At 44.7% G+C, this 14,678-nt stretch carries 12 protein-coding genes; all 12 read right to left on the bottom strand.

The features are described from left to right. Nucleotides 1-879, bottom strand: coding sequence for a hypothetical protein (locus tag IMW75_RS17050; protein ID WP_205893276.1), 879 nt, complete (start codon nucleotides 877-879; stop codon nucleotides 1-3). Between the two features lie 280 nt (nucleotides 880-1,159). Next, nucleotides 1,160-2,269 carry a glycosyltransferase family protein gene (locus IMW75_RS17045; RefSeq protein WP_205893275.1) on the bottom strand — a complete coding sequence of 370 codons (1,110 nt, stop codon included), beginning with the start codon at nucleotides 2,267-2,269 and terminating at the stop codon, nucleotides 1,160-1,162. Further along, on the bottom strand, nucleotides 2,266-3,678 hold the full coding sequence (locus IMW75_RS17040) for a lipopolysaccharide biosynthesis protein (RefSeq protein WP_205893274.1): 1,413 nt from the start codon (nucleotides 3,676-3,678) through the stop codon (nucleotides 2,266-2,268). Before IMW75_RS17040 ends, IMW75_RS17045 begins: the two co-directional genes overlap by 4 nt. Beyond that, nucleotides 3,675-4,817: a TDP-N-acetylfucosamine:lipid II N-acetylfucosaminyltransferase family protein gene (locus IMW75_RS17035; RefSeq protein WP_205893273.1), complete on the bottom strand. Its 1,143-nt coding sequence runs from the start codon at nucleotides 4,815-4,817 to the stop codon at nucleotides 3,675-3,677. The genes IMW75_RS17040 and IMW75_RS17035 overlap by 4 nt, the downstream gene beginning before the upstream one ends. Nucleotides 4,818-4,821: 4 nt before the next feature. After that, entirely contained in the window at nucleotides 4,822-5,394 is a 573-nt protein-coding gene (locus tag IMW75_RS17030; RefSeq protein ID WP_205893272.1) for an acyltransferase, read from the bottom strand. Nucleotide 5,395: 1 nt separating this feature from the next. Continuing rightward, a complete protein-coding gene (locus tag IMW75_RS17025) occupies nucleotides 5,396-6,505 on the bottom strand; it encodes a DegT/DnrJ/EryC1/StrS family aminotransferase (RefSeq protein WP_205893271.1) in 1,110 nt (369 codons plus the stop codon). A gap of 184 nt (nucleotides 6,506-6,689) precedes the next feature. Further along, entirely contained in the window at nucleotides 6,690-7,958 is a 1,269-nt protein-coding gene (gene wecC, locus IMW75_RS17020) for a UDP-N-acetyl-D-mannosamine dehydrogenase (protein WP_205893270.1), read from the bottom strand. Nucleotides 7,959-8,022: 64 nt separating this feature from the next. Beyond that, nucleotides 8,023-9,156, bottom strand: a complete 1,134-nt coding sequence (gene wecB / locus IMW75_RS17015; RefSeq protein WP_205893269.1) for a non-hydrolyzing UDP-N-acetylglucosamine 2-epimerase — start codon at nucleotides 9,154-9,156, stop codon at nucleotides 8,023-8,025. Between the two features lie 76 nt (nucleotides 9,157-9,232). After that, the gene (locus IMW75_RS17010) at nucleotides 9,233-10,645 is read right to left on the bottom strand and encodes an undecaprenyl-phosphate glucose phosphotransferase (protein ID WP_205893268.1); all 1,413 of its coding nucleotides are present in this window, start codon (nucleotides 10,643-10,645) and stop codon (nucleotides 9,233-9,235) included. Nucleotides 10,646-11,381: 736 nt separating this feature from the next. Continuing rightward, nucleotides 11,382-11,900 (bottom strand): transcription/translation regulatory transformer protein RfaH, encoded by a 519-nt coding sequence (gene rfaH / locus IMW75_RS17005; RefSeq protein ID WP_205893267.1) that lies wholly within the window; start codon nucleotides 11,898-11,900, stop codon nucleotides 11,382-11,384. A 54-nt stretch (nucleotides 11,901-11,954) separates the two neighbouring features. Next, on the bottom strand, nucleotides 11,955-14,192 hold the full coding sequence (locus IMW75_RS17000) for a polysaccharide biosynthesis tyrosine autokinase (RefSeq protein WP_205893265.1): 2,238 nt from the start codon (nucleotides 14,190-14,192) through the stop codon (nucleotides 11,955-11,957). 24 nt (nucleotides 14,193-14,216) lie between these two features. After that, nucleotides 14,217-14,651 carry a low molecular weight protein-tyrosine-phosphatase gene (locus IMW75_RS16995; protein WP_122838149.1) on the bottom strand — a complete coding sequence of 145 codons (435 nt, stop codon included), beginning with the start codon at nucleotides 14,649-14,651 and terminating at the stop codon, nucleotides 14,217-14,219. Nucleotides 14,652-14,678 lie beyond the last annotated feature (27 nt).

Genomic DNA, 14,678 nt, shown 5'->3' with positions numbered 1-14,678 from the left:
TTACCCATTAATCTTTTTGGAGGTTACATAGAAATAAAGAACAATTGTATACATAACAAGGCTACTAGTTAGATAAAATGAATATATATTATTTTCAAAAAGGAGCCTGAAGGTGAGTATGAGTAAAAGAGGTGTTATGTTTTTACATTTTTTAGCCACGAATTTAAAGGCTTGATAAAATGCAGTTACGAGAGCACCAAATCCTAAAACACCAAAATCAATTAAAGCGAGAATAAAATCGTTATGCGGCATTATTCCGGACCATGCTTTGGAAAAACCCCAAAAGCCTGCACCAAAAAATAGTGTGTAAAGATTCTGTGTGCCAATGAAATCGATAAATATATAGTAAGCGTAAAACCTCCATGCCAGGGAACTCTGATATTTGTCACCAAGTTCTTGAATTGGAATACCAGCTCTCGCAAGGTTGCCTAGTTCTCCTAGTTTTCCATCCGCTATTAATGTGAATGGACCGAAAATTTTTGAAAAATAGAGAGGTGAATATAATTGAAGTACCATATAAAGTGCAATCAACGAGCAAGTGAGTGTCAAGGCGATAACGAAACAATTCTTTACATTATATTTTTTGAAGTCGAAAAATGAAACAGTGGCCAATAAGGCTGCACCAGTAGATGTTGTGAACACAGCAGCTGCCAGAATTTTAACTCTGGAAATGAAGGAATGACGAGGTAGTTTCAAACAATAAACGAGCGTTAGAGAAATAAGCACATAGCTACCAAGAAGATTAGCATGCTCAAAATTGTAGAACTCTCGGTTTATTGGCGACGCTACGGCCCAAGATAGTCCATAGTTAAAAACGAAAGAAATAATGAATAGTTTTAATATTATTGAGGCCGCACTACTAATTGACTCTTTTGACATTTTCGAAACTATAGAGCGTATAACGAGATAAATCAAAACTAGAGATAGATACTTGTAAAATTCTCTAGGCTCATCTGAGTTCATAAACGCAAGAAATGAGATTAGAAGGAATACGCATATCCATTTAGATTCTGTTCTCGATATTTTAGTGATGTTCTTTAAATTAATTAATGCAGCAATTGTAAATACAGCAACTATAATTGCGAAATTAACATCTCTGTAAGGTAAGAAAAAATCCAGTAGGATTTTTAGCGAAAATAACAGTATGAGGAGGTTTTTTTTATTGAGCATGGTGTTTTACGCAATCTATGAACATCTTAGCTACTTTGTTCTCATCATAGTCAGAAATATCGGTGCTCTTAAAGGCAGAATAATCCCAGTTGATAAACATCTCGAATTCCTTAAACTCTAATTGGGTTTGATATATATTTAAAAAAGGACGGGAGCTTATTGTGTAATCCACAATTTTACTGGGAGTTTGTGAGGTTGAATCATTTGAAAAATTGATTAGGAAATCCATGTGACTAAGCGCTTCGATGCACTGTTCACGAGGGATCATCTCATGGACAATAAGTTTTTCTCCTAGGCGCCCGATATATGGCTTCAATATTTGCATTGTCTCAGTATTGTTAACATCGGTATAGATGTGAAATCGAAAATCAAAGTCAGCGGCTAAAAGGTATTCAAAAAAAGTTTTAGGATTTCTGATTAATTTGTAAAGGATTCCAGCATAAGCAAAATTGGGTATCAGATTTTTTTTGTAATTAATGGCGTGGTTCTGGTTGATTGCATAACCTTGGGGGATAACAATGAGTTTATTTTTAGAAGTTATTACTTGTGTAAAAGCGTCAACAGCTTTGATCGTAGGTATTGTAATAATGTCAAATTTAGAGACAACCCATTTTTCCATAACTTTCGCGTAAAAACACTTCTGCGAACCTGGGTTTTGACTGTATGGGTCACCATAATCAGCAATTGCAAATTTAGTTTTTAATAATCTTAAATGTATTGAAATGGCGGTTGCAAGATGAACAGTGAATGGAAGTCCAACCGAAATTGTGATGTCTGAAGTCTTACCTTTCATCTGTTGGATAAAGAAAGGTATTCTAAAAGTACCAATTCCATCCGGTAACAAAAAAACTACAGTTCGCCGAACTAGCTGCTTAATCGATGCTCTAAAGCTGCTTTCATTTTTCGCTACGTTAGTACTATTGGCAGGTGCCGGTGTTATAACTGTTACAGTATGTCCGAGATTTGATAGCGATTCGTACAGCGAGCGTGCTCGAAAAGCTCTAGGTGTTGTGTCGTATATTGAAAAGTAACAAACTATAATGATATTCAAGGTCAATTCACTGAAGAAATAGGGTTGTAAGTAGCGGTTTGCTGTCATTGTTGTATCTGGCGTATAAATTCTGCTCTTGCAGCGCCAATTGAAGATCTGAATATATATAAGCTTGTGCAGCCTATTAAAATCCATGGGAAAACTGCCAATGACGGATAATTTGATCCGCAAAGCGATGTTCCAACGCACGCTATTAAACACGCAAATGTAACGCTGTATAATTTGGTTCTAGGTAATTGCCGCCAGCTGATGCAGGAAAATTCGGTTCTGCATACTAGAAAAATCCAGAAAGCGATTGCGGTTGAGACGCTAGCACCCGCGGCACCGTACTTAGGCACTAATAGGTAATTTCCAATCAGGTTCACCAAAACCGCTAATAGGGAAGCTATCATCGCATAGCTACTCTTCCGGGTGATACCGAGCCCCACAACAGTCGTTTCAGATAGCGTATAAAACAAGGGGTAGGCCATACACGCAACCAGAATGTACTGTACGTTTCCATATTCTTTTGGAAGTATATAGCTGACAACTCCTGAAAAAAGACCCGCCAGTATAAATATAAATACTACGGTCGCCAAAACGTGCTCTGTAACGCTGTCAATTTTTTCGTTGTTTAAGCCTTCTGATGCCCATCTATAAACAGTTGGTGCCCATACGGTTGAAAACACACTCTGGAAAATTATTGCAACTGCAGCAAAACTAGATGCCACGGAGTAGACACCTAGTTCTTCGAATGTTGAAAAGCTGCGAAGAAATAATCTATCTATTGCTGTTAGTCCCCAGAATGCAGCACCACCTACAATCAGGGGCATTCCGAAACTAAGCATGGTTGTTAATTCATTTTGATCAATTGGTTCTTTGTATGCGGCCAACCAAACTTGACGGGTGTTCCAAGCAAATATTATTGTTACGGTGATTATTGAAATGGCGTGCGCTATTATCAAATGCCGAAAATCGTTCCCAAAAGAAAAAGTGATATATGTCACTAATATGAAAATAAATACAATCTTTGGTAAAAGCTGACTGAGAGAAAATGCTAATCCCTTTTCCTGCATTCTTAATACGAGAGATAAAAATCTAGAGACTAATGCGGCCAGCATGCACGACACGATGACTACACTTATCAGGGTGCTTTTAACGCCAAATAAAAGCTCAGATATTGCGCCAGGAAAAAGTAGAGCGCACACAGATGCAATAATTAATAAGAGAAAGCCAGGAGTTAATGAGGTTTTTAATAAGGATGGTTTGTTTTGCGAGTCGTGATAGTTTCGTACATACGCTTGGTCGAGACCTAAAGCAAATACTAAGACGCAGAAGCTCAACAATACCTGGAGCATCGCTATTCGCCCGACATCTTCGGCGGAATAGAACCATGTAATGAGAGGTAGTGTGATGAAGCCTAGAGCGGCACTTCCAATTGGGCCAATGGCAAAAGCAGCGATTTTCTTGGCGTTCATATTGTTAACGACGGCATAGTTACCTTATTTATAAGGTCCATTGTTTTTTTATCGGAACTAGCTTTTGACCAATTCTTCATGACAATACTTCGATTTATCTTCATACTTTGTTGATCAAGCTTTGCATTGAGCAAATCCGGGTTTTGCTCCAGCTGCTGAACTGAAAATATTATCGCACCCTGACTGTGGAAGAATTCGAATGTAGGGCATTCCCGGCGTAAGAATACTTTTGCTCCGAGATAAAGCATAATAACGATGTTGCCGACCGCTTGTTGGCGCACATGATTCATTATAACAAAGCCGCATGACTCTAGTGTTCGTACATATAGATCAATTGGAACAAAATCTACTAAAGGTTTAAACAATTCGCCGAATCTGTCGCGTCCAATTTTTGTCAATAAATCCCGATATCGCGCGTCGCCGTAACTAAGTGGACACACCAGAAATCTCTTTTGAAACCCCGTATTGGATAATAAGGAGAACGTATCTAAATGATTATTTTCTAAAGATGCGCTGTTTCCAACAAGGATTGCGTTTCCTGTGACTTGGGAATCGGTGAATCCCCTAACGAGATCTTCCTCAAGATTCCCGTAATTCCAAAAAATATATTCAGGGAATTTAGTCCCTGAAAACATATTTTTTACCAGATCAAATTCTGCAGGTAATACAGGTGAAAAATAATTTATTCTTTCTATGACTTTGGTTTTGCTTGTGGATGTTATAAGATTTTTTAATTTTGATTTTATTTTGCTATATAAGCTGCCTGTTGTTTGTATTTCCTTCATACGTTGCTTTGTTAACGGCAGCAGCATTTGCTTCGGGGAAGAATAGATTATATCGTAGTAATCGTAACCCCATCCTATCCAAACTATTGGGATGTTTCTATTTAGTTTTAAGATGGATGGATACCAAGCTGGGTTTAGCGAGTGAATGATTACTAGGTCATACTGGTTGATTTTTTTTGCTAAATAACCAGTCAAAAGCGACAGCTTCGAAGGTATTGACGCCCTGGATTTTACAAGACGTAATGGATGTCTACTGTATACGTACAAGTCATTTTGGTCAGGAGCGGCAACTTCAAACGTTTTTATCGCGAGGTCTATAAATTTTTCATCATCGGCAAGGTGAAGTATTTTCATTGCATTAGTTATCAGTCAATTTGTTGCGGAGTTTTTGTTCTAGGTCTAAAAAGTCATTTTTTCTTTCTTTTATTCGCTTTACCGGAACACCAGAATAAATGCCAAAAGCTAGACAATTTTTCGATACTAAGCTTAGTGCGCCAACGGCTACTCCTTCCTCAATAATCACACCGGGAAGTACTATGCTACCAGCCCCAACTATGACATGTCGCCCAACGGAAATATCGGCGCTTTTGACGCATGTAAACTCGTCTGGCACCGTTGGATTGGTCATGCTGGCCCCAGAGTAGTCATCGCTACTGCTGTAAATTGAGACCCGAGATGATAGACCGCTAAAATCATTTAATGTAATTTTTCCTGCGCCTGTTAGTAAACTATAAACTGCGATGTGAATGTAGCTTCCAATCACAATCCCGCCAGTTCCGGCAGAAATAACACAAAAGTCATCAATCCTTACATTGTTTCCGATAGTTATGTTGGCACAATTATAATATGAAGCTTTGTCTGATAGTTTAACGTTCTCGCCAACATGAATAAAACCCATCTCAAAAATCTGTTCGCGAGTGAGAAATGCCACCTCAATATTCCTTTATAATGTCTAAGATACGAGTTACATCGCTATTTTCCATAGCTGGATATATCGGCAAGCAAAGTACTTTTTCTGCGGCGTCGTTGGCTACAGAGAGATTGTTTCGACGAGCCGATTGCATTCCTCGATACATTGGAAATTCGCTAATTAACGGATAGAAATAACGTCGAGCAAATATGTTAGATTCTTTAAACTTGTTGTAAAGATCATCGCGGCTTAACGCGTATTCGGGCTCTATAAGGATAGGGAAATACGAATTGTTTTCTACTACCTGTTCTGTTTTTTCGATTAGCCGAATGCCCTTGATAGTTGACAGTTGCTCACGGTATATTGCATCGATCTCACGGCGGCGATTCATTACACGATCGATATGTTGTAATTGTAGTAGGCCAAATGCGGCATTAATTTCGCTCATTTTGCCATTTATGCCTGGGGCTACTACGGTGACCTCGTCAACTATTCCGAAGTTTTTCAAATTGTTAATACGTTGTTTTGTTTTGGCGTCGGGGCAAACAATAGCGCCACCTTCGAATGTATTAAATACTTTGGTGGCATGGAAGCTTAAAACGCTTAGATCCCCGTGTCGAAGAATGCTTCCGCCTGCATCTTTTACTCCGAAAGCATGTGCGGAGTCATAGATAACCCGCAGGTTATAATTGTCGGCTATTCTTTGGATAGCTTTCACATCGCAAGGGTTCCCGTAACAATGAACTGGCATTATGGCTGTTGTCTGCGGGGTGATAGCAGCTTCAATTTTTGCAGGGTCTAAATTTAGATTTTGAGGATCGATGTCAACGAAGACTGGCTTGATTCCGTTCCATAATAGTGAATGTGCAGTAGCAACAAAGGAATATGGAGTGGTAATCACCTCTCCTGTAACTCTCAAGGCTTGTAATGCTGTTAACAATGCAATGGTGCCGTTGTTAAAAAGAGCGATATGCTCGACGCCAAGATAATCGCACAGCGCGTCCTCGAGCTGCTGATGCATCGGTCCACCATTCGTAAGAATTTTGTTGTCCCAAATCTGTTCTAGATAGGGAATAAATTCTTTCAAAGGTGGCAAGTATGGCTGGGTTACGTAGATAGGTTTACTGCTCATTCGAGTTCCCTGACCAAAGAATATCTTTGGGCTTAACTAATCTGGCGTTCGAACCCGTCATGTTACTGCAGGTCATCCGATCGCTATTCGATTTACAAGGTGCGTGAATGTTACTTATGGAAAGCTGAAAAAGGTTAAATGTAGAACTTCATGCACTTTATATAGTATTCGTTACTTAAAGTTGTTACGAGGTCCAGATTCCCCGAGTATCAACTACCTTATATCCAATAAGATCGGTCGCGGAGACTGCTTTGAATTCGGTATGATCTACTAGTAAAACTAAAACATCAGCTTCATCCAAAGCGTTTTCTAAGCTTAGCAGTGTAAAGTCGCAAGCTAGCTCAGGTGGCAACTCAAGGATATTTGGTTCCACTGCTAACATTCTGCCAACGTGTTTCGAAGCAATCTGTTTCGAAATCAGTACAGCAGGGCTCTCTCTTAAATCATCAATATCAGGTTTGAAGGCTAGTCCAAAGCATGCAATTGTTACTTGCTGAGCGTTTTTATCAGGATTTGCTTGTAAAAAATCAGCGACTGCTGAAGATACCTGTTCGATTACCCAGTTAGGCTTACTATCATTAACCTCGCGAGCAACTCGAATTAATTGAGCTTGATCTGGGGTTTTGTTAACGATAAACCAAGGGTCAACAGCGATACAATGCCCGCCCACGCCTGGACCGGGTTGAAGTATGTTAACTCGTGGGTGTCGATTTGCTAATGTAATTAATTCCCAGACGTTAATGTCTAATTTATCGCAGATCATAGAGAGTTCGTTAGCGAACGCAATATTCGTGTCGCGGAAGCTGTTCTCAGTAAGTTTACACATTTCAGCGGTGCGAGCATTCGTAATGATGCAGTCGCCTTTTACAAAGATCTTGTACAAACTGATAGCCAACTCAGAGCACTTAGGTGTCATACCCCCGATTACACGGTCATTTTGTACTAGTTCACGTAGCACATGGCCCGGTAGAACGCGTTCTGGGCAGTGTGCAATACGGATATCTGAGTTTTCACCATGTGTTTGGGGGAAACTTAAGTCGGGGCGAGCGTCGGCCAGCCAAGCAGCCATTTGCTCCGTGGCGCCGACCGGGGATGTCGATTCTAGGATAACCAAGTCGCCCTTCTTCAGAACCGCCGCAATGCTTTTACTAGCTGCCTTAATATAGCTCAAGTCTGGCTCGTGATTACCCTTAAACGGCGTAGGCACGGCAATTAAGAAAGCGTCGGCAGGCTCCGGTTTTGTGGTGGCACGGAGGTATCCTTCGGTGACTGCGGCGTGCACAACCATATCTAAGTCTGGTTCAACGATATGAATCTGACCACGATTTATGATATCCACTGCGTTTTGATTTACGTCTACGCCGATCACTTGTTTTTTACGCGACGCGAAAACAGCCGCTGTTGGCAGACCGATGTAGCCGAGACCGATAACGGAGATGGTTGCAAAGGGCATGGAACGTCCTTGATTAAGTTTTGTTAATACATGCTAAAGATACAAAGTGACTTAAATCAGTTTCTTAGTTATTTGGACCGTTGTTAGCAAGCAGGGCATCAATGATGCGCTGACAGGCTTTGCCGTCCCCGTACGGATTATGAGCAAAGCTCATAGTACGATATGCAACAGGGTCGGTAAGTAAGCGATTTATTTCACGGATCATATTGACGGTGTCGGTGCCCACCAGTTTTACCGTTCCCGCAGCTACTGCCTCTGGCCGTTCGGTCGTATCCCGCATCACTAAAACAGGTTTGCCCAGTGATGGTGCTTCCTCTTGTATACCGCCAGAATCGGTCAATATGATATAAGCTCGGCTCATCATGTAGATGAAGGGCAGGTAGTCTAACGGATCGATTAGATATATATTTCCAATCCCGGTAAGTAGGCGATTGACCGGCTCTCGTACATTAGGGTTTAGATGTACTGGATAGACGATGTCAACTTCCGGATGTTGCTGGGCGACCTCCATTAACGCTTGGCAAATGCGCTCGAAACCGTCTCCGAAGCTTTCTCGGCGATGACCGGTAACAAGAATTAATTTGCGGCTTGGATCAAGGAATGCACTTGGTGCCGCGGCTTTCGCATTAAGAATAGGGTCTTGATCAAGGCGCGCGATAACACCAAGCAACGCATCAATAACGGTATTGCCGGTTACGGTAATTGACCCTGGATTCACTCCTTCACGTAGAAGGTTGGCTTGCGAGGTTTCGGTGGGTGCGAAGTGCAGTTTAGTCAGTACACCTGTCAGCTTGCGGTTTCCTTCCTCAGGCCACGGCGAAAAGAGATTGCCTGTTCGAAGTCCTGCTTCTACGTGAGCGACCGGTATTTGATGATAATAGGCAGCTAGACTTGCTGCGAAAGTTGTGGCGGTGTCACCGTGCACTAAAACTATGTCTGGTTTGAACTGCAAAAATACCGACCTTAATCCCTGCATAATTGCGGAGCTTACATCAGTCAGGTCTTGGCCTGGTTTCATAACATTTAAATCGAAATCAGGGCTGATTGTGAACAAGTCCAGAACTTGATCCAGCATTTCTCGATGTTGACCGGTTACGCAGACTTTCGCATCGAAGCGATTATCGGCGTCTAACGCAAGAACCAGTGGTGCCATTTTGATGGCTTCGGGGCGAGTGCCGAAGACGCATAGTGTTTTCATTAGAGATAGGCCATTGTTTAATGATGATCAGGTTAAAGGTCGAACTGTGATGTTGCTTTAGTTAGTGAGCATCATGTCAATAAATGTTTTTGGATAAAAGCGTAAATGGCGTTTTGATCAGTATCTTTATATCTAGCCACAACGACCAATTATTAATATAGGCGAGATCGAGCTCTACTCGCTTCTCCATCTTGTCGATGGTTTCAGTCTCGCCACGGAACCCACTAATTTGTGCTAATCCGGTAATACCTGGTTTGATTCGATGCCGGGCCATATAGGCGTCGATTTTGCCCGTGTAGTAGTCGTTATGAGCCACAGCGTGAGGCCGCGGCCCCACTAAAGACATGCGTCCTTGCAAGGCATTGAACAGTTGTGGCAATTCATCTATGGACGTCCGGCGGATGAATTGTCCAACGCGGGTGATCCGGGGATCATCTCGACTTGCCTGTTTTACTTCATGATCTTCGTGCATTCTCATAGAGCGAAACTTCCAAACCTTAATGATTTTTCCATTCCAGCCGTGCCGTTTTTGTTTGAACAACACGGGCCCAGGAGACGACAATTTTACTGCTAAGGCAGTGGCAAGTAATACTGGACTAAGAAGAATAATTGCAACGAGGGCGATCGAGCGATCTAAAACCGCCTTCGATAGGGCAGCAGTAGGATAGGTGGTCAGCGGACTTTCATTCAGGTGAATGGCTGGCAACCCCTCGATTTCCGACACAGAGTGATTTAGCAATATTAAGCTTTGAAGATCCGGAATCCAGATCACATCGACGCTTGAGTCTAGTAAATCGATGTAAAGCTCTTCGATTTTTTCCGCCTCTGTAAGTGGCAAAGCTATATAGAGTCTACGAATGCGATGAGTCGCGATTAGGTCTCGCAGGTGAGCAAGGCTCCCTAAAATTGGATACAGGTTATCGTCGGTTAATGGTAAGTCGTCTGCTGCTACCAGTCCGATTAATGGTTCGTTTTTCTGTCGAGCTAGTTTGTCAGCTAGGTCCAGTGCGAGCTCCCCAGTACCAACGATTAGCGAAGTGCGAGCGGCCTGAAGCTTCTGTTGATAGCGCTGTGCTAGATTATGTAACGGTACATACAGAGCGGCTTGTAAGCCGAAACCACATAACGCGAGAGTGATAATTACCTCCCGTGAAAAAAGTTCGCTCGTCTTAGTGATGAAAGCCATAACCATCAAACCGGAGAGTAGTAATAGCCAGCCAGCAAGCAATCTGCCAAGACCGACAAGATATCCGTGGTGTTTATGGTAGACCTGCATCATGGAGTAAGCCGGCACGGAGCCAAGCAACATAAGTACACTTAGGATGCGGTACTGTGTATCGACTTCGCCGGTTTTTATCACGGCTAGTGCGCATAGCAATAATATGATTACTGCGATTGCTGACACCCATTGAGCCCAGAAGGTAAGGCCCCGGCCCACTGGCATTGTAGTGTTGCGCTTGCGAATCAAAATATTGTCCCTTACGTTCATTGGGCATAGCCATCCAGGCTGCACCCGCTGTCCGGAGAATGTACACCGGTCAGCTAGAGTTGCTGTTTGGGCCTGAGGCACAAACCGGTTGTTGTCGTGGCGTTCCCATAATCCGTTTCTGGGGAGGCGCTTCGCCTTGGCCAATATCAAGGTTTTGGGCACGCTACCGCCCCAGGATTCACCGTCGGTTTCCTGAGAACGTGCGCCGTGGGTGCGACGTGAGCCGTATGCGCAAGCGCTGGCAATTTTTTGGGGTGAGGATCAATCAGGCAGGACGAGTCTGGGCTCGTTTAATGGCAAGCAGAGGAGATGAGTCTGTCCTTGACTGCTGCACAACGCGAGGTCTGTGCAATGGCATCCTGCCGGAGTGAGTTGATACCCTCAGCCGACGGCGCATTTTACTGATTTGGTTGGAAAAGTGAAGGGTAAAGCAGTTTTATAGGAAAGATCCGATAGCCGGAACTGTGTGTTTTGAGTAATGGGTCACGACGGCGGTGTCTGGAGTGACCGGCCAGACCTGGGACCTTGGGGCAGGGGTCATTGGTTTTGGGGGGCGGTGGATGCGGGGGGCATTGAAGAGGGTTGTGTGGCGCTTGTGGAGGATGGTATTGCGGCTCAAGTGAGTGGTGTTGCGAAGGTTCTAGATCAAAAGATCGCAGCCTTCGGCAGCTCCTACAGGGTGGGGGCGGTGGCGGGGGAGGTGATAGATTGTTTTTGTTTTATAGGACAAGCGTTGTCAGGTTTTTTCTATTGCGGTGATCGGGACGCTTAGGGTGTGTTCGCGGTGCAGGAGCTGCAGGAGGATCACGATTCGTTCGGCGCCGTCGTGGGCGAGGAAGATAGCCTCGAGTTCTTTGTAGCTGCCGCTGGTGATGCGTACGTGGTCACCTGGCTCAAGTGCTGTGGAATTTTTTGGGAGGGCGGTTAGGTGATTTTGAAGTCGTTTTCGGAGCTGTTCGATAAGTTCGTCTGCTACTGCGATGGGCTGTTTACCGAAGGTGACGAGTTGATTTACTCCGCGGGTTGAGCGGATAGGGTGCCAGTTGTCGTTTAGCTGATCGAGCTGGATGAACAGGTAGCCAGGGAATAATGATCGCACCGAAGTGGTACGGCGGCCCCTCTGGATGCGTTCTATGAGTTGGATGGGGCGGTAGCACTTAAAGGCTTGGCGCGTCAGATTCTCTTCGGCGCGCGAGTCTTGTCGTGGCTTGCAAAGGATCAGGTACCAGCGAGGCGGCGGGTGCTGAGGGGGCATGCGGTGGGCTCTCATGGGTAGATCAGGGCAGCGGCGCCGCCCTGATATACAGCGCTATTTTTTGTCTGAGGCGTACTCGTATTGATAGTAGCTGTAGCTGCCGTAGCCATAGGCCGAAGCTTTTCGTTCCACTGCGTTGAAAATTGCACCTTTGACGATGATGCCGTTTTGTTCGAATCGGCGCTTGGTCACCTGGATTTCCTTAACGGCGTTAACGCCGAAACGGGTAACGATCAGACTTGTGCCGGCCTGTCGACCAACCAAGGCTGCATCAGTCACTGCCAGGATCGGTGGAGTATCGATAATTACCAAGTCGTACTGGCTGCTGATTTTTTCCAAAAAATGGGTGAAGTTGCTATGCATCAGCAGTTCCGACGGGTTCGGTGGTATTTGGCCGCGAGTGATAACGTCCAGGTTTTCGACTTCCGTTTGATGGATTGCTTTGTTCAGATCGATCTTACCAGCCAGTAGGTCGGATAAGCCGTTGCTGACGTCCATGCGGAACATCTTGTTGAGGTAGCCCTTACGCATGTCCGCATCGACCAATAGAACTTTTTGACCAGTTTGGGCGATAATCGCCGCTAAATTGCAGGATACGAAGGATTTACCGACGGCTGGGCTCGGTCCCGAGATCATCAATATATTGTTCTTCGCCTCGAGTGTTGCAAAGTGAAGGCTAGTTCTTAAGCTGCGCAATGATTCAACAGCAAGGTCTGCGGGGTTAATCACAGCCAACAGCAATGAGCCGCCCTGATCCTTACTATTGCCTCTCAAATTGTTTTCGATTAGTGATTGTCCCTTGCTAAGCGGGATTGAGGCGTAAACAGGGATGCCTAATTGTTCGATCGCCTCAGGGTCTTCGATGCCGCGATTAAATGCTCTGTGAATTAGTACGTATGCTATAGAAATTAGTGCGCCGAGCAGCGTCGCAATTAATACAATCATTTGTTTTTTTGGTTGAACTGGTTTTTCTGTGTTCGCTTCAGCAGCATCAATGATGCGAACATTGCCAACAGTACCCGCTCGAATGATATCCAGCTCTTGAGTTTTGTTTAATAGCTGCGTGTATATCTCTGTGGTCACTTGCATGTCGCGTGCAAGGCGTAACAATTCCTGCTGAGTTTCTGGCAAATTTTTAACTTTCTTTTCTAACGCTCGTTTTTGCTGGTCCAGTTGCCCCATCTGGGTCATTAAGGCTTGATAGGCCGGGTGTTCCCGAGTGAAACGATGCTCCATTTCCGCTTGTTTTAGCTTTAATTCGGAAATTAACGTTTCCAGTGCAACGATCTGATCGAGCACAGCTTTTGTTTCAATAGTGATGTCTACTGAGCGAGCGCTGGTCTGGTAAGCGTTCAGTTGTCCCTCGGCTTTCTCGAGCTGTTTGCGAACATCCGGCAATTGAGTGCGGAGAAATTCCAAGCTTTGCGCTGCCTCAGCCGAGTTGCGCTGAACGTTCTGTAGTACGTACAGTCGGCTGACTTCATCTAAAATTCGGCTGGCCTGAGCAGGATCCGCGCTTTCCAGCGATAGGGCGATGATACCGGACTCTTTGCCTCGTTCGTTAGCATCTAGATTTGCCTGATATTGCAAAATAGTGCTCAGCCGGCGCTGCTTAGTGATGTAGAACAATGCACCTGGATTAGCATTGAGTGTGGAGATTTGAACCTTGAAGCCGTCGTGCTCAATCTTGTCACCAGTTTTTCCGCTCAATAGGAGTTCTTCGTCACCATTAATCAGTATGAAACTGTCTTCGCCTTCTGCTCTCAGCGTCAGTGTTTTCCCCAGATACGCATCCGGTACTTCAAATTGGAATATATCGAGCTTTTCTCCACCCCACGTATAGCTATTCAAGCCAAGCAAAGGCGAAGCCAGGTCGGTGGGAGTTGTTGGCTGGAAGCGTCTGCTAAGAAATTGACCAATCTGAGGAAAGTAATTTGGTGTGATCACGATGTCTAGCTTTAGATTCTCTACGGCTTTGCCGAGCACTGCGCGCGATTTCAGCAGCTCGATTTCAGTGACCGCCGCAGATGTACCTCCGAACATCTCGCCCACATCTCCCATCCCGCCTAAAGCGGACATCCCGCCTTTTTTCTGCTCTACTTGAACCAGTGCGTTTGCTTGGTAGATTGGCGTCGCCAATAGGGCGTAGGTGACCCCTAATGCAAAAAAAACGGTTGTAATACCGATAATGATCCACTTGCTATCGATCAAGTTGCCGAAAAGCGCGAGCAGATCAATATCGCTATCGTCGTCGCTGTGATCCTGAATAGGTAGGCTGTTTTGGCTTGGCATGCGGGGTACTTTTACAAGAGGTGATTATAATTTTTGCGACCAGCTGTCGACGCCTTGCGTCATCAACTGGTAGACGTGTTCGAATGCGACTTTCTGCTGGCGGTACGGGTCGGGAATTTCCTGGTTGTTCTGCCACTTGCCTAGCAGGAACGTCTTTCCGCGTACTTCCGGGGCCATTCGCGCGATGCTGTCCACGTGGCGCTGTTCCATGGTCAGTATTACATCGGCCTGTTGCAGCATTTCTCGAGTCAATTGCCGACCTTTATGGTCTGGCAGGTCGCCGCCGTGCTCGCGCAGGACTTCCAGTGCGGTGGCGTCCATGGATTTGTCCACGAGGGCGCCGAGGCCGGCTGAGCTTACGTCGATGCCGCGATGGGCCAGCTTACTTTTAAGCAGGGCTTCTACGGTGGGGCTGCGGCAGATGTTGCCGATGCATACAACCAGGATTTTATTGAACATAGGGCTGCGCAGGTTACGGAAACGAGT

The organism is Pseudomonas gregormendelii (genome assembly GCF_017114825.1).
Taxonomy (GTDB): Bacteria; Pseudomonadota; Gammaproteobacteria; order Pseudomonadales; family Pseudomonadaceae; genus Aquipseudomonas; species Aquipseudomonas gregormendelii.
This window is presented reverse-complemented; position numbering and strand designations above follow the sequence as displayed.

Excerpts from the sequence above, each read along its gene's own strand:
- IMW75_RS17050 (WP_205893276.1), bottom strand. The coding sequence starts at position 879 with ATGTCAAAAGAGTCAATTAGTAGTGCGGCCTCAATAATATTAAAACTA.
- IMW75_RS17045 (WP_205893275.1), bottom strand. The coding sequence starts at position 2,269 with ATGACAGCAAACCGCTACTTACAACCCTATTTCTTCAGTGAATTGACC.
- IMW75_RS17040 (WP_205893274.1), bottom strand. The coding sequence starts at position 3,678 with ATGAACGCCAAGAAAATCGCTGCTTTTGCCATTGGCCCAATTGGAAGT.
- IMW75_RS17035 (WP_205893273.1), bottom strand. The coding sequence starts at position 4,817 with ATGAAAATACTTCACCTTGCCGATGATGAAAAATTTATAGACCTCGCG.
- IMW75_RS17025 (WP_205893271.1), bottom strand. The coding sequence starts at position 6,505 with ATGAGCAGTAAACCTATCTACGTAACCCAGCCATACTTGCCACCTTTG.
- wecC (WP_205893270.1), bottom strand. The coding sequence starts at position 7,958 with ATGCCCTTTGCAACCATCTCCGTTATCGGTCTCGGCTACATCGGTCTG.
- wecB (WP_205893269.1), bottom strand. The coding sequence starts at position 9,156 with ATGAAAACACTATGCGTCTTCGGCACTCGCCCCGAAGCCATCAAAATG.
- IMW75_RS17010 (WP_205893268.1), bottom strand. The coding sequence starts at position 10,645 with ATGAACGTAAGGGACAATATTTTGATTCGCAAGCGCAACACTACAATG.
- rfaH (WP_205893267.1), bottom strand. The coding sequence starts at position 11,900 with ATGCCCCCTCAGCACCCGCCGCCTCGCTGGTACCTGATCCTTTGCAAG.
- IMW75_RS17000 (WP_205893265.1), bottom strand. The coding sequence starts at position 14,192 with ATGCCAAGCCAAAACAGCCTACCTATTCAGGATCACAGCGACGACGAT.
- IMW75_RS16995 (WP_122838149.1), bottom strand. The coding sequence starts at position 14,651 with ATGTTCAATAAAATCCTGGTTGTATGCATCGGCAACATCTGCCGCAGC.